The following is a 25,242-nucleotide window of genomic DNA, read 5'->3' as shown; positions in this document are numbered from 1 at the left end:
AAGATTTTTGAGTTTTGTTATTGGGGTCGTTGAAAGATAATTTTTGATAGTAAAATAAGAGGAAAGGAGGTAATAAATATTTTAAAAAAGAAATTCTGTTTAATATAGAGATAAATGTTATTCAATAGTGTAGTAATTTAATAGAGATTTGTTTACAGAGTTAGAATTTTTATTAATAAATTTCTTTAAGCCATTAAAGTTGTTAAAACCACTAATCGTTTTAAATTAAAACATATGGCATTCATAAATTCGGAGAATTGATTTTTGGCAATTCCTATATATCTAACCCGCTTATTATCTTTTGAAAATACCATCTCGAAAGGTGCTCTGATTTTCGTATAATATTTATCAAGGTCAAAATTCTTATCTTTCATATTATTTTTCTTTATTGCACAAAGATGGACTCCCTTTTTAGCTGCTGCATTCTTGGTAGAGATTGTACAATAACCTTTATCAACATATGTAGCACCAGAACTTGGCATAACATGCTTAAAACCTTTGCTATCGGTAACATTTGCAGGGGTAACTGCAACCTTATTGATCATGCCTGATTGAATATCAACACTCACATGTTTTTTATAACCATACCAAAATTTATTCCCTCCCTTACAGCCAATTTTGGCTTGTTTATCCTTTGCAACCTTAGGCAAAGTCTCATTATTCAATTTATCATATTTTTGTGCTCTTAGTTTATCACGTTCCTCCCAGAGATTAGCTTTTGAGATTAAATGAGAAGCATCTACAAAGGTAAATACTTCACCCATATAGCCTTGTACTCGTAGTTGATCGCGGAATTTTGTAAATATTTTTGATAGTAAATTAGTACCTATTTTTTTACGTATTTTACTAAATACACTATAATCAGGTGTCTTTTCTGTAAGAGCAAAATTACAAAACCATTTCGCCGCTGTGCTATCAGCTAAATAACGTTCTAATTCCCGATCAGATAAGTCTTCCATAAATTGTAGCAGCAAACATTTAAACAGCCTCTCTATACCATATCCTTTATAATTAGCTTCGCATTCTAATGCTAATAACTCAGCTTCAACTGCTTTGAATTTGAATAAACTTTTGAATTTACGATATTGATGATCCGCATTTACTAACTCATCTAAACTTACCATTAGCATTTGATACTCTGACATATAAACATATTTTTTATTTTTTTATTATACCTGCTACCCTCTCATCTCGCAACAGTCCCTTATTGGTAACAACATAATCAACTCTGTTGGTAGAAACAGTAAATTTAAACAAATTAACATGCTTATTTTTGGCAAATCCTTTTATATGAATCTCCATTCCATTCTTAATTTCTTCATCTGAAAACGTCAACTTGCTAACAACTTTATAAGGCTCGTAATCACACGTTTTACTAACATTTCTATTGGCTTTAATAGGGGCATAATAATATTTGCCCAAGGAGTCAACATGTTGCATAATTTTGTGTGTAGCATACCATGTGTCAAAAAGTACAGTTTGAAAAGGAATCTTTTTACTATAAACAACGCGAGTTTCGTATTAAGATGCCTAAATTATAGTTAAGGAATTTGCCACAATCCTGATTTTTTAAGGCTTTTGGGAGATTGGATAAGTTTCATACTGTAATAATTGGAGTCAAAAAAGACAAATTGCTGAAAATTTATGCATTTTAAGCCCATTTTATAACAAAAACAGTATTATCAATATCCACCGTAACCCAGTATTTATCAGCTATACAGCGACTTTATGAATACGAAACTCGCGTTAAACAGCATTATTGAACATCTTTAGTAGGTGATCTAGTTTCGTCGCTCCATCATGATCAGATGAAAAAATGCGATAATCTATTACCCAAAACTTATCAATATCGGGGTTATAATATACAAGACTCACTACTCCTATACCGGTAGTAACTCCACCTGTAGCTCCACTATACTGCGATCTAGCAACCTCTATTTTCTTTGTGTTCCTTTTGTTTAACACCGTATCATCAAATATTGTATATCCGTTAGATGAAAAGATAACATCATTCTTAATGTGTTCCCATAACAAAGAAGGAGTATATTTTTCATTTTCTAAAAATCTATTAATAACATCATGGCTACATTTCTTGGCATGTTCAGCGTAGTAGGTTAAACTATAATTCTTTTGGCTAATTGTTAAAAATTGACAGTAATCTGTTCTATTAATTGGTATTGCTTGCAATCTGTTCCTCTTTGACATGTTTAATTATTCTTACAATAATTTATCACTCTTCCACTCATAGCGTAAGTTTTGTAAGAATTAACAAGGTTATATTGAGCTGTTGCTATCGCTACATTGCTCATTGCAAGCTCAATATTAGAGTTATTAGCTAAAGATTCCTCAATTAAGTTATTAAGTACCGGATCGTTAAATTGTAACCACCATTTAGAAATCTGGTTATTTTGAGATGCTAATGAATAATTATTCCAACTATTAGGTAATGGCAGGTTAGGCAGGGGATCATGTATTGCTTTACAGCTGCATAGTATTAGAAGTGATAGAACTATAACATTCTTGTAGAACGACGTAGCTAATTTTTGAAGTTCATCGAGTATATTCATTAAAATTAAGATAAATTAATATTACTTAATTTTAATTAAGATTCTTTAAACTATTATGTCAATATACTGCAATCTTTTTTCAACTAACTATTTTTAAACCATGTAATAATGTTACTAACTTGTCTGAAATAACTTTAATATTATAGGTTTGAGTTAGTTTTAGATAAGCTTTTTGAGAAAGTTCTTTTGCTTTTTGTGGATTGTCTATTAGGTATGCAATTTTTTCGGCTAAATCTTTTGATAATCCGGCTTTGCAAATTAGTCCGTCTTGCATATGTTTTAGGATTTCACTAGGACCCTCAGTATCTGTACTAACTATAGGTAAGCTGTTTTCCATTGCTTCAAGTAATATGATCCCAAACGGTTCATGTAACGATGGAAGACAAAAAATATCGATTTGCTCAAAGAATTTATCTTTGTTACTAACCCATCCTGTAAATGATATTTTGTTTTGTAAATTAAGCTTATTTACTAAAGAAATTAGATTATCCTGTTCCTCTCCATTACCACCTATAACTACTTGAATTTCATAATTTTTATCCTGTAAAATTTTTACTGCATTAATAAAAACATCAATACCTTTTTTAGCTACAAATCTTGCTAATACACCAATTACAATCGGTTTTTTATATGCTTTATTTGAAATAAATGTTTTGGTGATATTTATCATATTTGGCAGGATAAATATTTTGGATTTGGAAAAATTATTTTTTAATAAATGTTCTTTCATATGATGCGTTAAAGCAATAACAAAATCACATTTACGCAATCCCTTTAGACTATAGTTATGAGCAATTCCAATTAATCTAATATTAGATGTTTTAGCAAGTTTACTAAAATTTATTGCTCTATTGCCATGAGCTATAATAATATCAGGCTTAGTTTTATAGATTATATATTTCAGAACAAGAACTGAAATTAAGTCAAAAGATAACAAGTTAGGGATCTTAAAATTGCTAGATATAAACGAGTTTATTTTTGCCTTGTAGGAGATAACATTTATTACCTCAATATTTTGCATTTCAAGAGCTGTGTTATAGTCTAAAAAAGCTTGTTGTATACCACCAAGATCACGGCTTAGCATAATATTTAGTATCTTCATTTTTACTTTAATTTCTCAATTTCTTCTTTAGTTAAGTCGGTAAAGTCAATAATTTCATCTAAAGATTTATTTTTAGCCAGCATTTTTTTAGCTAGAATAATTTTTGATTCTTTTAATTTAGCTTCACCTTTAGCCTCACCTCTAGCTTCAGCATCCATAAGTTTTTGCTCTTCTACAGCTAAATTATCCATCTCAGTTTTTACCATTTTTTCATAAGTATTGAGATCTTCTTCCGACCAACTAGCTTGATCTAATGCATAAAAAGCTTTCTTAATAATAGGATCGTGACCTATTAAATGCTCCATCTCTTCTAAACTACTCTCATGTGCATGTTTAAAGAAATATGCCCATTTTTCTTGAAGATTCTCTAATTGATCCAGCTCTTTATTAAACTTTTCTAGTTCTATGAAAATAAAGTAAAAATCTTGTAAATCATTCTCATAAGTTTTTGTATCAAGCAGCCTATGGTTTGATCTCCAGTCTTTTTTATTTGGAAATAAAATAAAATCAGCAATAGCTAAAAATATTACACCTCTTAGCTTAGCATATACTTCCATTTTTTTATGATTTTCATCTTCTTTAAGTATTTGTCTTGAATAAGCTTTAGCTGCATAAAGTTGGGCTCTTTTTTCAAAACCTGGGTGCTTACTTACCTGCATTTCTACAATAAATTGTGTGCCGTTCTTATCTTTACATAATACATCAACAATAGATTGTCGGTAGACTGCAATATCAGGGTCTTGATTGGTTTTTAGAAAAGTAACTTCTTTGATTTGTTCTTCTCCTGTGTAACCTAAAATATCATTAAGAAAATGGATGAGTATATCCTTATTCTTTTCAGTGCCGAAAATTTTTAAAAAGGCGTAGTTATTCTTAGGATCTAAGAAACGTGAAAGTAGCATAGAAAATCTATTTTTATATATAATAACTAACTTTCATTATAGCAAATTCTAAGAAATTTGCTATAATACAATCTTAAATATTATAATTATACTATGAGCAGTAAGATTAACTTCGTAAAAATGCATGGTCTTGGTAATGATTTCGTTATTGTTAATAAGCAAGATTTAGCAAATACACATGATTTATCACAAATAGCAAAGAGTATGGCAGAATGTCATTTAGGTATTGGATGCGATCAATTTATTATTTACGAAGAACAAAATGATTCTTACGAAATGATTATCTATAATATTGATGGTTCTAGTGCTAAATTATGCGGTAATGCTACGAGGTGTTTGGCAAAATTGATCTATCTTAATACAGGTAAAAAAGATATTACTGTAGTAGTAGGTAGTAAGAAATTATTATGTCATGTTATAGATAAAAATAATATTAGTGTTAATGTGGGTAGTGTTAGCTTTAATGAATCTTGGATGCCAAATCGTGATAAGATTTGGGAGTTTGCCGAGCGTTATATGATTGATTTGAAAGAAACAGTTTGTGTTGATGTCGGTAATCCGCATTTGGTTATTTTTAGTAAGCTAGAGCTGCAAGATCAAAAAATTGTCGGTGAAAAGTTACAAGATAAAGAACTATTTGCTGATGGTGTTAACGTTAATTTTGCTGAAGTTAGAGACAATAAGATTTATTTATCAGTTTGGGAACGTGGAGCAGGACTAACCCTTGCTTGTGGTAGTGGCGCTTGCGGTAGCTTCGCTGCCGGTTTAAAGCTCGGTTTTATTCACTCGCCATGTGAGGTGGTGTATAAATATGGCAGCCTTATTATGAAAGAGGAAAATGGTAATATAATAATGCAAGGACCGGCTACGATGGTAGCTCAAGGAGTATATTATCGTGAGTAATCTGAAGCAAGAAATAGTAACATTTGGTTGCCGTCTTAATATCTATGAAAGTGAGATAATAAGAAAAAATCTTGCAGCTTCAGGACTTGATAATGTTACAGTATTTAATACTTGTGCAGTAACTAAATCTGCTGAAAAACAAGTGCGTCAAGCCATTCGTGCCGCTAAAAAAAATAATCCCAATTTAAAAATTATCGTTACGGGTTGTAGTGCTCAAACTAATCCAAAAATATACGGCGATATGCCAGAAGTTGATAAGGTTATAGGTAATGAAGAGAAACTGTTGCCTAATCATTATCAAATTAATGATGAAAAAATAGTCGTTAACGATATAATGTCGGTGAAAGAGACAGCAAATCATCTAATTAGTAGTTTTGACGGCAAGTCTCGTGCTTTTATTCAGGTGCAAAATGGTTGTAATCATAATTGTACTTTTTGTATGATTCCTTACGGTAGGGGGAGAAGCAGATCAACAGCAATCGGAGCTATAGCCGAGCAGATGAAGCATCTAGTATTAAAGGGCTTTAAAGAAGTTGTTTTTACCGGTGTTGACGTTACGGCTTATGGTGGTGATTTGCCCGGAAGCCCAACCTTTGCTCAGATGATAAAAAGGGTTTTGAATTTAGTGCCTGACTTAAAAAGGCTTCGTCTATCTTCAATAGATGTTGCCGAAATAGATGATGAGCTTTTTGAGCTTATAGCTTATAATCAAAGAATAATGCCGCATTTCCATATTAGTTTACAAGCAGGCGACGATATGATATTAAAGCGGATGAAAAGACGGCATAATAGAGCGGAAGTAATTGAGTTTTGCAATAAGCTGCGAGCAATCAGATCTGAAGTATCATTTGGGGCTGACATTATAGCGGGCTTTCCGACGGAAACACCTGAAATGTTTGAGAATACTAGGAAATTAATAGAAGAGGCATCATTGCAATATTTGCATGTTTTTCCGTATTCGGAGCGAGAAGGAACGCCCGCAGCACGTATGCCGCAAATACCTAAAGCTATTAGAAAAGAAAGAGCCGAAATTTTAAGACAAGAAGGGCAGAAGCAATTAGCTGAATTTTTCAAGAAGCATATAGGGCAGAAAGTAGAGCTACTAGTAGAAAATAATAATATCGCCCACACTGAGAATTTTATACCGGTAAAGCTAAACGAACCGCTAGAAATAGGGCAGGTATTTAAAGCGAAGTTGGTAGGGATGGAAGATGGGTGTATGAAATGTGTGTTAGTTTAAAAGTGAGCATTAACGTCATTGCGAGCAGTCGAAGACTGCTTGGCAATCTCAGGATGTTTGACTAGATTGCCACGTTGCTACGCTCCTTGCAATGACGTTTTATTATAACAAAATAAAAAAAATCATGGATAATATAGAAACAATATTAAGACTAGCAGAAGAGAAAATTCTACTCGTGCAAAATCTAAAAGTTTTACAAGAATATAAAGTAGAGTTTTTGGGTAAAAACGGCATAGTTACTAACGAGCTTAAAAAATTAGGGTCTTTAAGTGAACAGGAACGTAAAGAATTTGGTTTAAAAATCAATAAGTTAAAAGAAGAATTGCAGAATATAATAAAAACTAAAGAAGAGGTTCTAGAGGAGCAGGAATTAAATTTAAAGCTTGCTGCCGATAAAATTGATTTAAGCTTACCTGCTCGTAAATATAAGCAAGGCTCAATTCATCCAATAACGCAATGTATGGAAGAATTAATCCAAGTATTTGCTAAATTTGGTTTTTCGATAGAAGATGGTCCAAGCATTGAAAATGATTTTCATAATTTTACTGCTCTTAATTTCGAAGATGATCATCCCGCAAGGCAAATGCATGATACTTTTTATTTAAAAGGTCAGGAAAACAATAAGCCTATGTTACTTCGTACTCATACCTCTACAGTACAGATCAGAGCAATGAAAAATGGTAACCCACCTTTTAGATTTATAGCTCCGGGTAGAACTTATAGATCGGACTCGGATATGACTCATACGCCGATGTTTCATCAAATAGAAGGGCTTGTTATTGATAAAGATATCAATATGGGGCATTTAAAATATGTTATCACAGAATTTATAAGATGCTTTTTTGAAAATTCAAATATTGAGTTGCGTTTTAGACCTAGCTTTTTCCCTTTTACTGAACCTTCAGCCGAAGTTGATATTAGAATGAGTAAAAATGATAGATGGCTTGAGGTTTTAGGTTGCGGTATGGTTCACCCAAACGTGCTTAAAAATGTAGGCATTGATAGTAGCCAGTACCAAGGCTTTGCTTTAGGACTTGGAGTAGAGCGTTTTGCAATGCTGAAATATAATATTAAAGATTTAAGACAATTTTTTGAAGGAGATATGCGTTGGCTCAAACATTATAGTTTTCCTGCTTTTGATATACCAAATTTAGCAGGAGGGCTTACGAAATGAAATTTACACTATCATGGTTAAAACAATTTTTAGATACATCAGCCTCGGTTGCTGAAATTGCTAAAAACTTAACCGCCATAGGACTTGAAGTAGAGGAAGTAATAGACAAAGCAGCATATTTACAAAAATTTGAAGTAGCATATATTGCAAACACTAAACCCCATACGTCAGCTGATAAGTTACAACTTTGTGATGTTGAAACTAAAAGTGGTATGCTGCAAATAGTTTGCGGTGCAAGCAATGCAAGAGCCGGCATAAAAGTAGTGCTTGCTAATATCGGTGTAGAAATTCCCAACGGCAAGTTTAAGATTAAGGAATCTAACATTAGAGGGGAAAAAAGTTGTGGCATGCTCTGCTCTGAAGAAGAGTTATTTTTAGCTTCCGAATCCGAAGGGATCATAGAATTACCTAAAGATGCTGTAATCGGTGAACCTTTTACCAAATATCACGGCTTGGATGATCCAGTATTTATAATTAATGTTACCCCTAATCGTGGTGATGCGTTAGGGGTTTACGGCATTGCAAGAGATTTAGCGGCAAAAGGAATCGGAACGCTTAAAAAGCTAGAAATTCCAAAGGTAGAAAGTACATTTACTTCTAAAATAAGGCTAAATATAAAAGATAAAGAATCTTGCCCGTTATTTACGTTCAGAGAAATAAGAAATCTAAAGAATAAACCAAGTCCTGACTGGCTTCAAAGATTGCTTAAAAATATTGGTGTAAAGCCTATATCAAGCCTAGTTGATGTGACAAATTATATTTCCTATAGTTTTGGTCAGCCTATGCATGCTTACGATGCTGATAAAATAAGGGGGGAGATTGTTGTAGATCGTCATGAGGAAGCAGATGTCATCCCGCGGCTTGACCGCGGGACCCAAGAAAACTCCAAAGATACCGTGGTCAAGCCACGGTATGACAACAGGGAATTCCACGCTCTAAATGACAAAAAATATCTACTTAGTGAAACTGATTTAGTCGTAAAAGATGAAAATGGAGTGCAAGCTTTAGCTGGTATTATTGGCGGGATTAGTAGTAGCTGTGATAGCAACACAACAAATATATTGCTAGAAGCTGCTTGTTTTAATGCTAAAATGGTTGCAGCAAGCGGTAGGCGACTACAAATCGATACTGATTCCAGATATCGCTTTGAGCGTAATATTGATAGAAACTTTACAGAAAAAGCTTTAAATATAGCAACTGACCTTATTTTATCGATATGTGATGGTTGTGAAGTATCTGAACCGGTAATAGATGGTGAAAAAGAACCCGCAAAAAAAACGTTGGATTTTCCAGCAGATTATCTAGAAAAAATTACTGGGATTAAGTTAACCCTTTTACTACATAACGAAGCTAATAAAGGAGAATTTGTAGGAAACACTTCACCTCGCACCGCAGCGTACAAAGAAGTACGTGAGGATGCGAGTACCGGATTGACGCCCAAATTACCTTTAGAAGCAAGTTATATAAAAGGGTTAAATATCAAAGAGATAGAAGCTATATTAAATAAACTTGGCTTTGCTACTAATATTAAAGAAGATGTTATAAAAATAATACCTCCATCTTGGCGTCATGATATAAATATTCTAGAGGATATTGTAGAAGAAATAACCCGTATTTATGGTTATGATAAGATAGAGAGCATAAAACTACCGGAATTAGAGCAGGACAATAGTCACTTAAGAGATCATAAAAAAATTTCAAGTTTTAAAAGGATACTTGCGAGTAAAGGTTATGATGAGGTAGTTACCAACTCATTTATGAACAGCAAGGACGCTAAATTATTTACTGAGCTAAAAGATGAGCTATTTTTGCTGAATCCTATAAGCATTGATGATGATTATATGCGTCCTACTATAGTGCCAAAATTACTTTCTATAGTTAGAAAAAATCTTGCACGCTCAATAAAAGATATGGCTTTTTTTGAAGTCGGTCCAAATTTTCTAAATTTAAATACAGAAGCAACTTATTTAACAGCAATTTTAACCGGTTCATATAATAATAAAAACCCTCATTCGATGGGGCGTAGCTATGATATTTTTGACCTTAAAAGTAATCTAGAAACTGTTTTTTATTATGCTGGTTTATCTATAGAAAAGTGTATTGTGTCAAATCAGGATACACCTTTATATTATCATCCGACTAGATCGGTAAATTTAGCCTTGGGGAAAAATTTATTAGGTCACTTTGGGCAGGTACATCCTAAAATATTAAAGCATTATGATATTAAAGAGGAAGTATTTGCGTTTGAGCTAAATATAACAAATTTACCTGCACCTAAAGCTAAATTTGGCAAGAGAGACGAGTTTATAATATCTGATTACCAAGCTAATTTTAGAGATTACGCATTTATTATAACTCATGATCAACCAGTTGGTGAAATAATATCATACATAAATAATTTTAACAAAAAGCTTGTCAAATCAGTTATATTATTTGATATTTATAGCGGTGATAAATTACCTTCAGGTAAAAAGTCTATTGCAATTAGAGTAGGGCTTCAAGCTGATGATCGCACTTTAAATGAAGATGATTTAAATTCATTCAGCAAAGATTTAATTGCCAGTATTGAGCAGAAATTTCAAGGAACATTAAGAGAATAACAATATGTTAAAGGTAATAGTTGAGACAAAAACATTAGTTCAAGCACTTGGTTTTGCAAGTTCTGTTGTTGAAAAACGTAATGTAATATCCGAGCTTGCAAATATAAAATTATCTGCAAAGGATGGGCAGTTAGAGCTTAGCTCTACTAATATGGATTTATATTTGAGCCAAAAGATAGGAGTGCAGGTAGTAAGTGAGGGTGAGCTTACAGTATCTACTAAAACTTTAAATGATATAGTTAGAAAAATTCCTGATTCAGAGCTTACTTTAACTGATTTAGGTACTACTGGGCTTGAAATAACAGGAAAAAATTGTCGCTTTAATTTATTTACTCTACCGGTAGAGTCTTTTCCTGTGATGGATAACATTAATCCAGAAGCTAGCTTTAAAATTTCTTGTGCCGAGTTTGCTAAAATAATTGAATCAACAAAATTTTCAGTTTCTTTAGATGAGACTCGTTATAATCTAAACGGTATTTATTTACATGTAAAAGATGGCGAGTTTTATTCTGCAAGTACTGATGGGCATAGACTTTCTATTTCATCTGTAGCGTTAGCTGAAAAAATAGAGGATTTCGGTGTTATATTACCGCAAAAAAGTGCCGAAGAGATTTTAAAGATAGTAAAAGATTCTAAAAATGCAAATGCGGATATAGAAATACTTTTAAGCAGTAATAAGATTAAGTTTATATGCAATGAAAATGTTATTATGCTATCAAAACTAATTGATGGTACTTTTCCTGATTATAGTAGCTTTATCCCAGAAAATAACAACTCAAAACTAGTAATTAACCGCAAAATATTTGCCGATACTATCGAGCGAATAGCAATAATAACAGTTGAAAAGTTTAGAGCCGTAAAATTATCTTTATCCGTTGAGGCTTTAGAAATAAGTGCAATAGGGGAAGCACGAGGAAATGCAAAAGAAGTTATTAACTCTTCAAAAGAGACAGAAAATTTTTATGAGTATAACGGTGAAGCTACTCTAGATATAGGCTTCAACCCGCAATATTTAGAAGACGTTCTAAAAGCTATAAAATCAGATTTAGTAGAGCTATATTTCTCAGGTATTTCAGCACCAGTACATATTAAATTCCCTGAAAGCCCTAAGGATATATTTGTAGTCATGCCTGTTAAGGTATAACCTATAGGTCTTTGTCATCTAGGTCACCCCATGGTGGCGTTGTCTGCGTGGATCAGTTTCCTGTCATTACGTGCGACTGCAAGGAGCAGCGTGGCAATCCAGAAATAAGTAATAAAAATGCTATAAGTTAGCATGTTTTATACTTCCTTGCTTCGTAAATTACTTTATAATTTCCTCGTAATGACGACTTGGCATCCACGCAAACAATGCCACCACAGTATAACATTGAAGGTGTTTGTGGAACCATTGCAACAATACTCGTTATGGTATAGCAAAAAGCAATAAGGTTTAGGCATTAAATTTACGAGCGAGATTGCAGAACGTATAAAAATACGTGAGCACAATCGAGACTCGCAAAATTTCATGTATCAACCTTATTGATTAACGCTATATGACATAATAGGTCTCACTCATCTTCACAATGATGTTATAAAACTAATCTATGTGAGAAAACTTTCAAGGGAATGACATATATTATGGTCATATCCAATGCCAATGTTGCATTGATTATAACTATTTTGATTTATAGTAAACGGAGTTGAATTATGTGCCATTTATAGGAAATATTTTATTTTTTTAAGGATATAGCGAATACCGCTAATACTAACCCATTTACGTTATGAGATATGTTTTTAAAAAAATGATACTCCTCGCAGCAGAGCTACGAGGTATCTATCCAAAAAGTTTTAACTGTTTTTGTTGAAATGCTTTATAAGAAGGTTTGCCTGAACCTTGATTTTTTACATAATTACGTAATTTCCGCTCATCATCATGTTTACCTACTGTGCTCATAAAATATCCTTTACTCCAAAACTCACTTCCCCATAATTTTTCTTTAAGATTTGGATATTTCTTAAACATTTCCTTAGATGTAATACTTTTTATGATTTGAGTTATTTTTGTTGGGCTATACATTGATACATTGGTATTGACTGTAGTAAAAAATGTACATGATCTTTATCTACTCCTATTTCCAAAAATCTAATTTCATAACGAGCTTCTATGTCCTCACAAATTTTACATAAATAATCGTCTAGTTCCTCATTGAATATTACTCTTCTATACTTTGCCGGTGTTACTAAATGATATATTAGTACTGTGACATTATGACTTTTATGTATATAACTGCTTTCTTCCATGCATCTAGTATATCACGAAGCAGACCTTCGGGGAATTAAACCCTAAGAGATTAAAAGATACTGTATAAATAGTATATAATTCAACTCTGTTTACTATAATATCAGAATGGTCAATATCATTCACTCTAATCCACCTTAAGTATTCATTTTTAAAACTTCTTTGGAGAGTAGTATATTTCTAATTTTATAAGAATGGCATATATCCTTACCGAAAGCAGGATAAGTCCTATAAATGTCATTGCTAAAGTAAAAGGGACCAGTAAATTGCACGAAAAAGGGACCAGAGAATTTGGTGTAACCTAATAAGGTTATAATGTGCAATATTCACTAGATAATTAATTAAAATAAATATCTAGTGATACAATGATAAGAATAAATATGTACACAACAATTATCACCCTTTATAAGCAAGGCAATAGTCAAAGAAATATTGCCAAACTAACGAGAATAGACCGTAAAACAGTAAGAAAAATAGTAAACCGTTATGTAGAGTCTGGTACAGAATCTCCTGCACCCTATGAACGATCTTCAGCACTGGATTCTTGGCACGAACAAATAATTGAGTTATTAGAAAAGAATCTAAGTTACATAAGAATTTTTGAAGAGTTAAAAATTCAAGGTTATACAAAAAGTTATGGTTCGCTAACCCGTTATATCAAAAAATATAAGATACAAAATAACAGTTGCATTCGTTTTCATACTTTAGCAGGAGAGGAAGCACAAGTAGATTTTGGTGACATAGGCTTACAGTATAATTCTAAGGGGCGTAGAGTTAAAGCATATGTATTTAATATGCGTTTAAGTTATAGTCGCCTTGATTATTATGAAGTAGTGTTTGATCAAAGTTGTCAAACATGGATACAATGTCATATCAATGCATTTAATTATTTTGCTGGCAGTCCAAAAGTAATAAAACTTGATAATCTTAAAGCTGGAGTGGTAGATAGCAATTTCTATGAGCCCGTATATCAGAAGGAATACAAACGTTTAGCTGATCATTATGGAATTTTACTTTCTCCTTGTCGTGTATATCAACCTCAAGAAAAAGGCAAAGTAGAATCAGGAATAAAGTATGTCAAAAATAATTTTTTTGCTGGACGTAAATTTCATAGATATGAAGAATTAACACATGATCTTGCTAACTGGTTAAATAAAGCAAATAACCGAATACATGGTACTACTAAAAAAATTCCTCAGGAACTATTTGAGCAAGAAGAAAGTAATAATTTAATGCCTTTACCATTAGAAACGTTTGATTTGTCATCGTGGCATAATCGAAAAGTAGCAAAAGATTGTCATATCACCATAGATAATAATTATTATTCCGTACCGGCAAAATATATATACAGTGAGGTACTGGTACAATTATCACCAAAACTTGTTCAAATATTTTCTATCCAAAATGATTTAATAGCAAGGCACGTTAGAACAGATGGCAAAGGAATATTTACCACTAATCCGTCTCATTATGCCAAATATAAACGTCTATGCCCAGGTTTTATAGAATATAGTGAACATTATCAACAACAAATGCAGCAGATAGGAAATAATTGCAGTTTATTATTAGAGTTATTACAACAAACACGAGTAAATGATTGGCAACGTTGTGCTAGAGGTATTATTTCTTTACGTAAGGTTTACAATGATGAGTTAATAGATAAAGCTTGTCATAGAGCATTACATTACGGTATAAGTTCTTACTCTAAAATTAAAAATATCTTAAATAGTAATGCAGTAAACTTACCATTGCCAGAGTTTGGAGGTCAGAATGCAGAACTTGCTTAATGACCTACGTAGTTTTAGATTATCAGGTATAGTCAATAGCTTAAATGAAAGGATTATTTATGCTCAAAATAATAAACTAGGATTTAAAGAATTTCTCTCACTATTATGTGAAGATGAAAAATCTCACCGTAAGGATAATAATTACCGTCGTCGTAAAAGTGCTGCTAAATTACCAGTCACTAAAAATTTAGAAGACTTTGATTTTCAGTTCCAACCAAGTATTGATGCCAAAGTAATAAGTGATTTATCTACTTGTGATTATATTAATACTAAGGGCAATGTCATATTCATAGGTAATTCTGGAACTGGCAAAACTCATCTTGCTATTGGATTAGCATTAAAAGCTTTAACACGAGAATACTCTGTATATTTTACTACGGTATCGGATATGCTTTATAATTTACATATTGCAAGAGCAGATAATAGCTATCACAAAAAAGTTAAATTACTCTTATCATTTGACTTATTAATTCTTGATGAGTTAGGTTTTAAGCAATTACCAAAACATTCAGTAGATGATTTTTTTAATATTATTGCTAAACGATATGAAAATAAATCTACCATTATTACCACAAACAAGGATTTTGAAAGATGGAATGAAATATTTGCTGATGAGTTATTAACTCATGCAATTATTGATCGAGTAGTACATCATGCACATATACTAAACATCACAGGTAAAAGTTATCGTATTAATAACTATAAATTTGGAGGTCATTTGACATAAAAATTTTTACATATAGTGGTCCCTTTTTCGTGCAATTTACTGGTCCCTTTTTATTTGACAATGACACTATGAAACAAGAATTCTTTGATACAGCTATAATGAGCGACCACATTCAGGAAAATATTGTTATGGTAAAACGCCTATGCAAACTTTTAAGGATAGTAAGAAATTAGCTATTGAAAAGAACAATGAAATCTTATATCTTGAATACTCATCTGACAGTCATAATTTATCAGATATTCAGATATAATTTTTATAGTGCCTGTAAGATCAAATCTTGACTTCTACAGCTAAAAGCAGGAATCTATAAATTAAATGGTAAAATATACTAAATTTTTAGTACTGAAAGCTCGATTTCTCTTGCTTTATCATGGATTCCTGTGATCAACGGAATGACATATCAGGTAGCCTCGATATGACAACTAACCTAAGATAAATTTACTACAAAACTTGGCATAACCGATTGTTTTTCAGCAACTTTTCTTAAATTAAATAGCTTGTCGTCGAGATTATTAAACTCAAGGTGATAATCTCTAGAATTTCCTGTTAATACTAACCCTGAATCTATGCCAAGCCAATTCGCTGCAAGTATATCAGTATAGAAAGTATCGCCAATCATTAACATCCGATTTTTAGAGACATTATGACACTCTTGCAAAACTTTGCTATATATTTCTTCGTAAGGTTTACCACTATAGATTACTTTACCGCCTAGCTGTTTTATTTTCTGAGCATAATAACCACTGCAATATCTATAAACTCCGTGTTGATTTATCCCAAGATCAGGATTAGCACAAATATTAACTATCTTACGTTCTACAACAATTTTAAGTAACTCATCAAATTCGTTTAAGTCTAAATTTTCACTTTCATCTCTATAAATTGTCATCAGGAGAATATTAGCTTTTTGAATATCATCAGTGATAGGGCATTGTATGCCGTTTATGATATCATTTTCTAAATGACCTAAATGATATATTACCGGTTTTTCGATACCAAAACGTTCTTTACTTTCTAAAATCATTTGTACTGCTACTTCACCAGAACTAATAATCATTTCTGGTTCAGCATTTAACCCCCAAGATTTAAGTGTCTGATGCAGAGAAAAAGTATTTCTTGGAGCATTGGTAACAAAATATACTTTTTTCTGTTCAATGATTTTATTAATATTCTGTACAACATTAGGGTAGGTATGCCCACCTTCAACTACTACGCCCCAAAGATCAAACAAAAATATGTCATAATCATTCATCACATCGAAAATATTTTTTAACTTTAATTTATCCATTGTTATCTCTAATACTATTGAAAAGATATAGACGAATCTAATAAGTTCCGTTATAGTTATTTTTATTGTTTCTAGCAACAAGTAAAAAATATTATGTCGGAATTTGAAGAAAAGTTGAATGAATCATCATATGGTGCTGATTCTATTAAAGTTTTAAAGGGTCTTGAAGCTGTAAGAAAAAGACCAGGGATGTATATTGGTGATGTCGGTGATGGATCTGGTTTACATCACATGATTTATGAGGTAGTCGATAATGCTATCGATGAAGCACTAGCTGGTTATTGTGATTTAGTAAGAGTTGTATTAAATAAAAACGGCTCGGTAACTGTATCTGATAATGGGCGAGGTATACCTGTTGAGATTCATGAGGAAGAGGGTATATCAGCAGCTGAAGTAATTATGACGCAGCTACATGCCGGTGGTAAGTTTGATCAGAATTCATATAAGGTTTCTGGTGGTCTGCATGGTGTTGGTGTATCAGTCGTAAATGCTCTTTCTGATTGGCTTGAGCTACGTATTTGGCGTAATAATACGGAACATCTTATTAGATTTAATAACGGGATAACGGAAACACCGCTTGCAGTTGTTAAAGAAAATGTAGACAAAAAAGGTACGGAAGTTACTTTCTTCCCATCAGTAGAGACTTTTACTAATATAGAATTTGATTTTAATATAATAGAACATCGTCTTCGTGAGCTTGCTTTCCTAAATTCCGGAGTAAAGATTTTACTAACAGATAATAGATTTGAAGAGGTAAAAGAAGTAGAATTTTATTATACAGGCGGAATTGAAGCTTATGTAAAATATTTAGATCGTGCAAAACATGCTGTTCATTCATGTATCGTAGTTAATGCAGATAATACTGAATCCGGTATAAGCCTTGAGCTTGCTATGCATTGGAATGACTCTTATCATGAAAATATACTGTGCTTTACCAATAATATTAGACAACGTGATGGCGGAACTCACCTTAGTGCGTTTAAATCAGGAATAACACGCGTTATTACCGCTTATCTTGAAAATACTGGACTTAACAAAAAAGCGAAGAATGCTTTTAGTGGTGAAGATACTAGGGAAGGGCTATGCTGCGTACTTTCTGTTAAAGTTCCTGACCCTAAATTTTCCTCACAAACTAAAGATAAACTAGTAAGTTCTGAAGTAAGACCGATTGTTGAAAATGCTGTTTATACGAAAGTTCTTGAATGGTTTGAAGAACATCCGGCTGATGCAAAACTGATTATCAATAAGATCATGGAAGCAGCTAACGCTCGTGAGGCTGCTAGAAAAGCAAGAGAATTAACTAGAAGAAAATCAGTATTAGAAGTATCGAACTTACCAGGTAAGCTTGCAGATTGTCATGCCAAAGATCCGGCAGTTTCTGAGTTATTTATAGTAGAGGGAGATTCAGCGGGCGGTACAGCAAAGCAGGGTAGGGATAGCAAAATTCAAGCTATATTGCCTCTACGTGGTAAAATCCTAAATGTTGAGCGTGCAAGGTTTGATAAAATGCTTGGTTCTGATCAAATTGGTACGTTAATTACAGCTCTTGGAACAGGTGTTGATAACCGAGAATTCTCACTTGAAAAACTAAGATATCATAAAGTTATTATCATGACCGATGCTGACGTTGATGGATCGCATATTAGAACTTTATTGCTTACTTTCTTTTACCGCCATATGCCGGAGCTGATAAATAAAGGATATTTATATATAGCACAGCCACCTCTTTATAAGGTGAAGAAAGGAGCAAGTGAGCTTTACTTAAAAAATGAGCAAGCACTGCAAGATTACTTAGTAAAATCAGCAATTAGTGATGCTACTTTAACTTTAGATAATAAAGAGCAGCTGGCAAACGAAAATCTAGAAGAACTAATGAGTAAAGTGATAAAGTTCAATAGTTTACTTGATCATGCTAGCAAAAAATTTAACCGCTCTATCACTGAAATTTTGGCAATTAACGATCTACTTAATAATAAAATATTTAATAATGAAAGCGATTCAAGACTTATAAAAGCTTTAAATGCGTTAAATAGTTTGGAGCAATCACCTGATAAAACAGATTGGGAAGTTTTAAAACATGAAAATAAAATAGAATTTTTCCGGTTTAGTAGAGGCTTAAAAGAACGTAAAATATTGCTAAGAGAGCAGTTAGAATCATTTGAGTTTATAAATATATCAAAACTCACTTTAACAATTTTTGATACATTTAATAAGCAATTAAAGCTTATAGTAAAAAACCAAGAATTTGATATTTTAACTCCTAGCATATTGCTAAATACTATTATAGACTGCGGAAAAAAAGGCATCAGCGTTCAACGCTTTAAAGGACTTGGTGAGATGAACTCAGATCAGTTATGGGATACCACCCTTGACCCTAAAAAAAGAACTTTAATGCAGGTAAGAGTAGCAGAAGTTGACGAAGCTGAAGGGATATTCTCCACTCTAATGGGTGATGTAGTCGAGCCTCGTAGGCAGTTCATACAGTCTAATGCATTAAACGTTGTGAACCTGGACGTATAATACATTCCCCCTGTCATCCCGTGGCTTGACCACGGGAGGCATTGTTGCGTGGATCATTCTCTTCTATCATCCCGTGATTTATTCACGGGATCCAGTTAAAAATACTAATAAAATTAGTATTTTTTATTATTTTCTGGATCTAGTTCCCAAGCCACGGTATGACTACCTTAGGGAGTTTTTCGATCCATGCAACAATGCCACCACGGGATGACATAAATTAATACTTTTACAAAACATTTATGCAAAAATTAATTATTCACGGCGGTAAACCTCTTAAAGGTATTATCAATATTAGCGGTGCTAAAAACGCAGTGCTTCCTATTATGGCAGCTTCTATACTGACCGATAAACTACATATTACTAATGTTCCGAAATTAACGGATGTTAGTACTATGAAAGAATTGCTAAAAAGTCATGGAGCAGATATCGAAATAATAGAACATGAAAATGAGTTTGAATTAGTAATTAATACCTCAAATATCAATAATTTAACGGCAGATTATGAGATAGTTCGTAAGATGAGAGCATCTATTTGGGTGCTTGGTCCTCTGCTTAGCCGTTATGGTAAAGCAAAGGTCTCTCTGCCAGGTGGTTGTGCGATTGGAGCAAGACAAGTAGATCTTCATATTGCAGTTTTGAGAGCTATAGGAGCTGAAATTACAATTGAAGACGGTTATATTAACGCTTCAACTATGGGGCGTTTAAAAGGTGCACATTTCATTTTTGATAAAATTTCAGTCGGAGCTACTATTAATGCCGTACTTGCAGCCGTTCTAGCAGATGGCGAAACATTATTATTTAACTGTGCTAGAGAACCTGAAATAGTTGACTTATGTACCTGTCTTAATAAGATGGGGGCAGACATTTCAGGAATTGGTACTAGCGAAATAAGGATAAATGGTAAAGATTCTTTGCATGAAGCAAGTTATAAGGTATTACCTGATCGTATAGAGGCAGGAACTTATATGTTTGCCGCAGCTATTACTAAAGGTGATATAAAACTTAACGGCATTGATTATCATATCATAGAAAATATTGCTTTAAAGCTCATTGAAACAGGTATAATAGTTATGCCTATAGATAATGGAGTACAGGTAACTTATGCAGATAAGTTAAATGCTGTAAATTTAGAAACTAACCCATATCCGGGCTTTGCTACCGATTTACAAGCACAATTTATGAGTCTTATGACTATTAGCCAAGGTTCTTCAATAATTACCGAAAATATTTTTGAGAATCGTTTTATGCATGTACCTGAATTGTGTAGAATGGGTGCGGATATAACAGTGCGAGGTAATCAAGCAATAGTACAAGGCGTTAAAAGCTTAAAAGGTGCAGAAGTTATGGCAAGTGACCTTAGAGCTTCAGTATCTTTAATTTTAGCAGGCTTAAGTAATAATAGTGAAACAGTATTACATCGTATATATCATTTAGATCGTGGTTTTCAGAATTTAGAGAAGAAATTAAATAATTGCGGTGCAGATATAAAAAGAGTATAATATGTTATGTCATCCTCGCTAAAAGTAGGGATCTATAAAAAGCAAAAATCTAGTATATTAAATTTTTTTATTGCTAGATTTCTGCTTCCGTAGGAATGACACGACTAATCCCATGAGATGACGCAAAAAATTTATTATTTTAACGGAGAAAATAATGGCAAGAATTACAACAGAAGATTGTAGTAAAGTTATACCTGATAGGTTTCAGCTAGTTATTTATGCAACTAGATATGCTAAGTTATTAAATTATAAAGTAGAAACTAATCAAAGCAAAAAAGAAAAGCGTGACAAACCTCCAGTTATTGCATTACGCAGAATTGCTTCCGGAAAAGTATCAGTAGCTCAGTTAGAACAAGATTTTATTAATAGCCTACGTACAAGAAGTAGAATAGAACCTACTGTTGAACAAGATGAGTCAGAAGATTTAGAAGAAAAATTTGAATATTTACCAGAAGTTTACATTGGAGAAGATTATTCTGATTTAGATGATCAAATTTTTACTGAAGAAACTGGTGAAGACTTTGAAGATAAATAAATGATTATAGGTGTTGGTACGGATATAGTACAGATTCCTAGAATTGAAAAGATAATAAAGTTATATCCGAAAATTTTTCCTAAAAGAATTTTAAATACCGAAGAATTAAAAAAATTTGCTTTGCTAAAGAAAGAAAGTCACGCTACTTTTTTGGCAAAGCGTTTTGCTGCTAAAGAAGCAATTAGTAAAGCTTTTGGCGTTGGTATAGGTCGCGGTATTAATTTTAAAGATATCACTGTATTTAATGATGAATTAGGCAAACCGATAGTAAAGCTAGACTCAGATTATACTCAAAAACTTCTTCCTTTTAATATCCGCCTTTCCCTTTCTGATGATTACCCTATTTGTGTAGCGTTTGTAGTTGTTGAGAAAATTATTTCATAATTGCTAACATTCATAATATAAGTCAATAAGAATTAAGTTTAATAATAGCATGAATAAAAGCTAAGAATGGCAAGTAAAGCAAGTTTAGGCTGTTTACGATAATCAATTTCCAATGATTTGTAGTTTATTTATCATAGTACCCTACAATTTTTGTAATGGGGCGTTGAGAGTGTGAAAAAGCTCTTTTTTTGGAGGTAGTAATAAGGTATCTATGAGTTGAGTTATAGCTATTATAGATTGATAGAAGGCATTTTTAATATAATCAAAGCCATAATAAGTAAATAATGAAAATAGTTGTTTTTCAATGGTTTTATAGCTTTTTATACGAATTGGATTTAGTGCATTTTGTATTAATCCATTCTTGATTATTAAGGCTGAATTGATAGCAGCTACCACTAATAATTTCTCAAATCTGTCCAAATTTACTAAATGACTTTTTTCAATCTCAACCACTACCGGCTGAGAGCCGGTAGGTTGATGATAGGCACTAGAAGTGCCGTAGAGTTTAAGCTAAAGCTTATTCCAATCTAATGTTAGAAATAGAAGTTGGTTTATGAGCTTCTGTATGGTTATTTATATACTCATTAATTACTTCATCTGTGAGACCACTTGTTGTACTAAAATAACCTCTTCCCCAAAAATGCTTCCCCCAATATCTCTTTTTTAATTCTGGGAATTCTTGTTGTATTCTACGTGAAGTTCTACCTTTTGCTCTTTGTACAAATTCACTTACTGCTATATTAGGAGGTATCGATACTAAAATATGTACATGATCAGATGATATCACCCCATTTACTATCCTAATATTCATTTCCTCTGAAACTTGAGCTATGATTTCCCTAATCCTTTCTTTGATAACTTGGGTTAATACTTTATAACGGTATTTTGTTATCCATACTATGTGATACCTGTGATAATATACCGTATGTTTCCCTTTTTCATATTCTGTCATAGTCATCCTATAAAACGCGAGTTTCGAATTAATATAGCATAGGATTTAGCATATCAAGAGAGATGTAATAGAAGGTTTATTATCAGACATTTGATAATTTATCAGTGCTGCAACCATATGCACAAAGGCATTTGTAACTGATCTATGCCTTGAATGCTCAAACTTCCCCAATAGTTTAATTTTACTAAACACAGATTCTATTAATGCTCTTTTAAGCAATAATATTTTATCCAACATAGACATAAGTTTATTTTTCATATTTTTCTTTACCCTAGTTACCATAAAAATTCCTTGCTCTAAAAGTTGTTGAAATAATTGTTGTGAAATATAACCACGATCTCCGAATACTTTACCAAAAAGATTTTTGATCATCAGTTCCAGCTGTTTTCTATCATCCTTATTGCCAGGGCTAAAAGATGCTTTAACTATACCACCGGCTCTATTAATTATTAGATGTAGTTTAAGTCCATAGAACCAACCTTTTGTTGTCTTACTGCGTGCTGCTATGCCGGCGAACACTTTATTCATTGAAATACGGTATCTCTTACATACCTCTATACTACTTGAATCTACAAAAGAAAGGCCATCACACTGATCCAAAATAGAATTGAATATCAGTACTAATAGTGGTAAATGTGGACCTATTATTTTTATAAATTGACTATAGCTTACTAATTGAAAATCTCTTTGATGATAAATCCATATTTGCTTCAGATAATAATTCTTAAAACAATCATAAGATGACTGCCAGTAGCCTATTATAATTGTTATTACCTCACTTCTGTTAAGTCGACTTTTAGGACCAGATTTGTTGTTATGGTTAGTAATTGAATTTGTATGCTTGTCTAATTCTTGAAAAAAATCATCGACGTAACAAAATATTTCTGTAAAATCCATTATCATAGGTTATTGCTCTTAAAGTTTTTTCAATAACCTATAAACTTTTTTCTTATACTATAAATACCATATTTTAATTAGCAATTTGTATTTTGTACTCACTTTATAACAAAAACAGTATTATCAATATCCCCGTAACCCACTGTTTATCAGCTATACAGCGACTTTTTGAATACGAAACTCGCGTTATAAAATAAGTCCTACTTACTTATTTTATATAAGACGACTATGACTTATTCAAACTAAAGTTTCTCCACCTGAAGGTGGAGGTTTGAACCATCAGCTGGATAATCAAAACCACCACTTTTAAGATGCTTAAACAACCGTTCGATTGACCATCGATATCTATATAAAGCGAAAATATCAACTTCAATCTCAATGGATGATACCAACACCATTAGTTCACTTTTATCGTTTTTATATGCAGCAAAATTAACTTTTTTATCCCACAATACACCGCTACAAACCTTATATTCTAAAGCTTTAAGATCATTAAATATTTTTACAATGCTTAGAGTTTTTAAACTTTTTTCAAGGCGAATTTTGTTATCTCTTTTTAAGGGAATAGCAAATTTTATGTGATTATTTATCAGAAAATTTAACCATTCTTTATTCATAAATTCCCGATCAGCAAGCAAATACTTTATTTTTTCAACACCCAAATTTTTAATAAATTTCTGTAAAAATTCTTCCATCAATTCTCCAGAACATACCCCACCATGCGGTAAAGATTTCCAGTACACTGGCACTGATATTTTACCAATTATAATTACTAAAAATAAAATATTAATATCTGATTTCCCAAATTTCCAGTTTGTTCGATCTATTGCTACAACATAATTTTCTATACAAAAAAAGCTTAATATCAATGATGCAACTTTCATATAATCAAAAGTAAATTCTTTCAAAAAACAATAAATCCTATGGGTTTTTGATGATATTTTAGCATCACCTACAATACCAAGGGCTAAACCTTTTTGATAAATAGAACTTCCAGTCATTAGACTGATTATCATTCCAGACAAACATTTTAATCTTGATTTATTTCCATCTATATATAAAATTAATTCTCGAAGTAGTATTCGGTGCATTGTTTTCCAAAAAATCCACCTTATACTACTTTATTACCCTTTAAATCAACCTTTCTTCAACATCTCTACAAAATTGTAGGGTACTATGTTTATTTATTATCAATTTAATCTCTTAGGGTTTAATTCCCCGAAGGTCTGCTTCGTGATATACTAGATGCATGGAAGAAAGCAGTTATATACATAAAAGTGATAATGTCACAGTACTAATATATCATTTAGTAACACCGGCAAAGTATAGAAGAGTAATATTCAAAGAGGAACTAGACGATTATTTATGTAAAATTTGTGAGGACATAGAAGCTCGTTATGAAATTAGATTTTTGGAAATAGGAGTAGATAAAGAACATGTACATTTTTTACTACAGTCAATACCAATGTATAGCCCAACAAAAATAACTCAAATCATAAAAAGTATTACATCTAAGGAAATGTTTAAGAAATATCCAAATCTTAAAGAAAAATTATGGGGAAGTGAGTTTTGGAGTAAAGGATATTTTATGAGCACAGTAGGTAAACATGGTGATGAGCGGAAATTACGTAATTATGTAAAAAATCAAGGTTCAGGCAAACCTTCTTATAAAGCATTTCAACAAAAACAGTTAAAACTTTTTGGATAGATACCTCGTAGCTCTGCTGCGAGGAGTATCATTTTTAGGTAAAAGTAAATATTTAGATCTTAATGATATGGATATTTTTTTGCTTTCTGGATTTAGTTAGCAAGCAACTAGACGACATCGAAGATGTTTTTTGATCCACGCAAGCATTGCCGCCACGGGATGATACTGATAGTACT

Annotated in this window: 20 protein-coding genes and 4 pseudogenes; 13 read left to right on the top strand and 11 right to left on the bottom strand. The window is 32.3% G+C overall.

The annotated features are described in order from the left end of the window. Positions 1-185: 185 nt before the first annotated feature. The 5 genes and pseudogenes from ACOAL3_RS03865 to ACOAL3_RS03845 form a co-directional block, all read right to left on the bottom strand. Entirely contained in the window at positions 186-1,145 is a 960-nt protein-coding gene (locus tag ACOAL3_RS03865) for a transposase (protein ID WP_419234543.1), read from the bottom strand. Positions 1,146-1,206: 61 nt separating this feature from the next. After that, positions 1,207-1,506, bottom strand: a pseudogene (locus ACOAL3_RS03860) (IS701 family transposase); the annotation flags it as partial. 243 nt (positions 1,507-1,749) lie between these two features. Further along, positions 1,750-2,187: pseudogene (locus ACOAL3_RS03855) on the bottom strand (IS701 family transposase); the annotation flags it as partial. Positions 2,188-2,646: 459 nt separating this feature from the next. Beyond that, on the bottom strand, positions 2,647-3,669 hold the full coding sequence (locus ACOAL3_RS03850; RefSeq protein ID WP_419235432.1) for a glycosyltransferase family 4 protein: 1,023 nt from the start codon (positions 3,667-3,669) through the stop codon (positions 2,647-2,649). Positions 3,670-3,671: 2 nt separating this feature from the next. Next, the gene (locus tag ACOAL3_RS03845) at positions 3,672-4,571 is read right to left on the bottom strand and encodes an Rpn family recombination-promoting nuclease/putative transposase (RefSeq protein WP_419235431.1); all 900 of its coding nucleotides are present in this window, start codon (positions 4,569-4,571) and stop codon (positions 3,672-3,674) included. A gap of 93 nt (positions 4,572-4,664) precedes the next feature. Here ACOAL3_RS03845 and dapF point away from each other — a divergent pair, with 93 nt between their 5' ends. From dapF to dnaN, 5 genes are all read left to right on the top strand, one after another. Then, the gene (gene dapF, locus ACOAL3_RS03840) at positions 4,665-5,474 is read left to right on the top strand and encodes a diaminopimelate epimerase (RefSeq protein WP_419235430.1); all 810 of its coding nucleotides are present in this window, start codon (positions 4,665-4,667) and stop codon (positions 5,472-5,474) included. After that, a complete protein-coding gene (gene mtaB, locus ACOAL3_RS03835) occupies positions 5,464-6,714 on the top strand; it encodes a tRNA (N(6)-L-threonylcarbamoyladenosine(37)-C(2))-methylthiotransferase MtaB (RefSeq protein WP_419235591.1) in 1,251 nt (416 codons plus the stop codon). The genes dapF and mtaB overlap by 11 nt, the downstream gene beginning before the upstream one ends. Positions 6,715-6,838: 124 nt before the next feature. Beyond that, positions 6,839-7,888 (top strand): phenylalanine--tRNA ligase subunit alpha, encoded by a 1,050-nt coding sequence (pheS, locus tag ACOAL3_RS03830; RefSeq protein ID WP_419235429.1) that lies wholly within the window; start codon positions 6,839-6,841, stop codon positions 7,886-7,888. Then, the gene (pheT, locus tag ACOAL3_RS03825) at positions 7,885-10,488 is read left to right on the top strand and encodes a phenylalanine--tRNA ligase subunit beta (RefSeq protein ID WP_419235428.1); all 2,604 of its coding nucleotides are present in this window, start codon (positions 7,885-7,887) and stop codon (positions 10,486-10,488) included. Before pheS ends, pheT begins: the two co-directional genes overlap by 4 nt. 4 nt (positions 10,489-10,492) lie before the next feature. After that, positions 10,493-11,632 (top strand): DNA polymerase III subunit beta, encoded by a 1,140-nt coding sequence (dnaN, locus tag ACOAL3_RS03820; protein WP_419235427.1) that lies wholly within the window; start codon positions 10,493-10,495, stop codon positions 11,630-11,632. Between the two features lie 672 nt (positions 11,633-12,304). Here the strand turns inward: dnaN and tnpA (ACOAL3_RS03815) are convergent. Beyond that, positions 12,305-12,771: pseudogene (gene tnpA, locus ACOAL3_RS03815) on the bottom strand (IS200/IS605 family transposase). Between the two features lie 378 nt (positions 12,772-13,149). On the opposite strand from tnpA (ACOAL3_RS03815), the gene istA reads away from it, so the two are divergent. From istA to ACOAL3_RS03800, 3 genes and pseudogenes are all read left to right on the top strand, one after another. After that, positions 13,150-14,556 (top strand): IS21 family transposase, encoded by a 1,407-nt coding sequence (gene istA / locus ACOAL3_RS03810; protein WP_419234561.1) that lies wholly within the window; start codon positions 13,150-13,152, stop codon positions 14,554-14,556. Further along, a complete protein-coding gene (gene istB, locus ACOAL3_RS03805; RefSeq protein WP_419234522.1) occupies positions 14,540-15,283 on the top strand; it encodes an IS21-like element helper ATPase IstB in 744 nt (247 codons plus the stop codon). The genes istA and istB overlap by 17 nt, the downstream gene beginning before the upstream one ends. Positions 15,284-15,371: 88 nt before the next feature. Then, a pseudogene (locus tag ACOAL3_RS03800) lies at positions 15,372-15,533 on the top strand (IS481 family transposase); the annotation flags it as partial. A gap of 177 nt (positions 15,534-15,710) precedes the next feature. On the opposite strand, the gene ACOAL3_RS03795 reads toward ACOAL3_RS03800, so the two are convergent. After that, positions 15,711-16,571, bottom strand: coding sequence for a TIGR01459 family HAD-type hydrolase (locus tag ACOAL3_RS03795; RefSeq protein WP_419235426.1), 861 nt, complete (start codon positions 16,569-16,571; stop codon positions 15,711-15,713). 93 nt (positions 16,572-16,664) lie between these two features. Between ACOAL3_RS03795 and gyrB the strand changes: the two genes are divergently transcribed. The 4 genes from gyrB to acpS all read left to right on the top strand — a co-directional run bounded on the left by gyrB (position 16,665) and on the right by acpS (position 21,509). After that, entirely contained in the window at positions 16,665-19,091 is a 2,427-nt protein-coding gene (gyrB, locus tag ACOAL3_RS03790) for a DNA topoisomerase (ATP-hydrolyzing) subunit B (protein WP_419235425.1), read from the top strand. A gap of 239 nt (positions 19,092-19,330) precedes the next feature. Then, on the top strand, positions 19,331-20,590 hold the full coding sequence (murA, locus tag ACOAL3_RS03785; RefSeq protein ID WP_419235424.1) for a UDP-N-acetylglucosamine 1-carboxyvinyltransferase: 1,260 nt from the start codon (positions 19,331-19,333) through the stop codon (positions 20,588-20,590). A 154-nt stretch (positions 20,591-20,744) separates the two neighbouring features. Next, the gene (gene rpoZ / locus ACOAL3_RS03780) at positions 20,745-21,125 is read left to right on the top strand and encodes a DNA-directed RNA polymerase subunit omega (RefSeq protein WP_395476283.1); all 381 of its coding nucleotides are present in this window, start codon (positions 20,745-20,747) and stop codon (positions 21,123-21,125) included. Further along, positions 21,126-21,509, top strand: coding sequence for a holo-ACP synthase (gene acpS, locus ACOAL3_RS03775; RefSeq protein ID WP_395476282.1), 384 nt, complete (start codon positions 21,126-21,128; stop codon positions 21,507-21,509). It begins immediately after the preceding gene. Between the two features lie 141 nt (positions 21,510-21,650). Here acpS and ACOAL3_RS03770 read toward each other — a convergent pair whose 3' ends face one another. The 4 genes from ACOAL3_RS03770 to ACOAL3_RS03755 all read right to left on the bottom strand — a co-directional run bounded on the left by ACOAL3_RS03770 (position 21,651) and on the right by ACOAL3_RS03755 (position 24,359). Next, a complete protein-coding gene (locus ACOAL3_RS03770; RefSeq protein ID WP_419235423.1) occupies positions 21,651-21,962 on the bottom strand; it encodes a hypothetical protein in 312 nt (103 codons plus the stop codon). 64 nt (positions 21,963-22,026) lie between these two features. Beyond that, positions 22,027-22,461 carry an IS200/IS605 family transposase gene (tnpA, locus tag ACOAL3_RS03765; RefSeq protein ID WP_419235590.1) on the bottom strand — a complete coding sequence of 145 codons (435 nt, stop codon included), beginning with the start codon at positions 22,459-22,461 and terminating at the stop codon, positions 22,027-22,029. Positions 22,462-22,506: 45 nt separating this feature from the next. Further along, on the bottom strand, positions 22,507-23,364 hold the full coding sequence (locus ACOAL3_RS03760) for an IS982 family transposase (protein WP_419234519.1): 858 nt from the start codon (positions 23,362-23,364) through the stop codon (positions 22,507-22,509). 236 nt (positions 23,365-23,600) lie between these two features. Continuing rightward, positions 23,601-24,359, bottom strand: coding sequence for a transposase (locus ACOAL3_RS03755; protein WP_419235422.1), 759 nt, complete (start codon positions 24,357-24,359; stop codon positions 23,601-23,603). Between the two features lie 248 nt (positions 24,360-24,607). On the opposite strand from ACOAL3_RS03755, the gene tnpA (ACOAL3_RS03750) reads away from it, so the two are divergent. Beyond that, a complete protein-coding gene (tnpA, locus tag ACOAL3_RS03750) occupies positions 24,608-25,066 on the top strand; it encodes an IS200/IS605 family transposase (protein ID WP_419234618.1) in 459 nt (152 codons plus the stop codon). Positions 25,067-25,242: the final 176 nt, after the last annotated feature.

The sequence above is a fragment of the Rickettsia endosymbiont of Nabis limbatus genome (assembly GCF_965196655.1).
Taxonomy (GTDB): Bacteria; Pseudomonadota; Alphaproteobacteria; order Rickettsiales; family Rickettsiaceae; genus Rickettsia.
This window is presented reverse-complemented; position numbering and strand designations above follow the sequence as displayed.

Excerpts from the sequence above, each read along its gene's own strand:
- tnpA (WP_419235590.1), bottom strand. The coding sequence starts at position 22,461 with ATGACAGAATATGAAAAAGGGAAACATACGGTATATTATCACAGGTAT.
- pheT (WP_419235428.1), top strand. The coding sequence starts at position 7,885 with ATGAAATTTACACTATCATGGTTAAAACAATTTTTAGATACATCAGCC.
- murA (WP_419235424.1), top strand. The coding sequence starts at position 19,331 with ATGCAAAAATTAATTATTCACGGCGGTAAACCTCTTAAAGGTATTATC.
- tnpA (WP_419234618.1), top strand. The coding sequence starts at position 24,608 with ATGGAAGAAAGCAGTTATATACATAAAAGTGATAATGTCACAGTACTA.
- pheS (WP_419235429.1), top strand. The coding sequence starts at position 6,839 with ATGGATAATATAGAAACAATATTAAGACTAGCAGAAGAGAAAATTCTA.
- dapF (WP_419235430.1), top strand. The coding sequence starts at position 4,665 with ATGAGCAGTAAGATTAACTTCGTAAAAATGCATGGTCTTGGTAATGAT.
- ACOAL3_RS03755 (WP_419235422.1), bottom strand. The coding sequence starts at position 24,359 with ATGACTGGAAGTTCTATTTATCAAAAAGGTTTAGCCCTTGGTATTGTA.
- istB (WP_419234522.1), top strand. The coding sequence starts at position 14,540 with ATGCAGAACTTGCTTAATGACCTACGTAGTTTTAGATTATCAGGTATA.
- ACOAL3_RS03760 (WP_419234519.1), bottom strand. The coding sequence starts at position 23,364 with ATGATAATGGATTTTACAGAAATATTTTGTTACGTCGATGATTTTTTT.
- rpoZ (WP_395476283.1), top strand. The coding sequence starts at position 20,745 with ATGGCAAGAATTACAACAGAAGATTGTAGTAAAGTTATACCTGATAGG.
- ACOAL3_RS03795 (WP_419235426.1), bottom strand. The coding sequence starts at position 16,571 with ATGGATAAATTAAAGTTAAAAAATATTTTCGATGTGATGAATGATTAT.
- ACOAL3_RS03850 (WP_419235432.1), bottom strand. The coding sequence starts at position 3,669 with ATGAAGATACTAAATATTATGCTAAGCCGTGATCTTGGTGGTATACAA.
- acpS (WP_395476282.1), top strand. The coding sequence starts at position 21,126 with ATGATTATAGGTGTTGGTACGGATATAGTACAGATTCCTAGAATTGAA.
- ACOAL3_RS03845 (WP_419235431.1), bottom strand. The coding sequence starts at position 4,571 with ATGCTACTTTCACGTTTCTTAGATCCTAAGAATAACTACGCCTTTTTA.
- ACOAL3_RS03865 (WP_419234543.1), bottom strand. The coding sequence starts at position 1,145 with ATGTCAGAGTATCAAATGCTAATGGTAAGTTTAGATGAGTTAGTAAAT.
- dnaN (WP_419235427.1), top strand. The coding sequence starts at position 10,493 with ATGTTAAAGGTAATAGTTGAGACAAAAACATTAGTTCAAGCACTTGGT.
- istA (WP_419234561.1), top strand. The coding sequence starts at position 13,150 with ATGTACACAACAATTATCACCCTTTATAAGCAAGGCAATAGTCAAAGA.
- gyrB (WP_419235425.1), top strand. The coding sequence starts at position 16,665 with ATGTCGGAATTTGAAGAAAAGTTGAATGAATCATCATATGGTGCTGAT.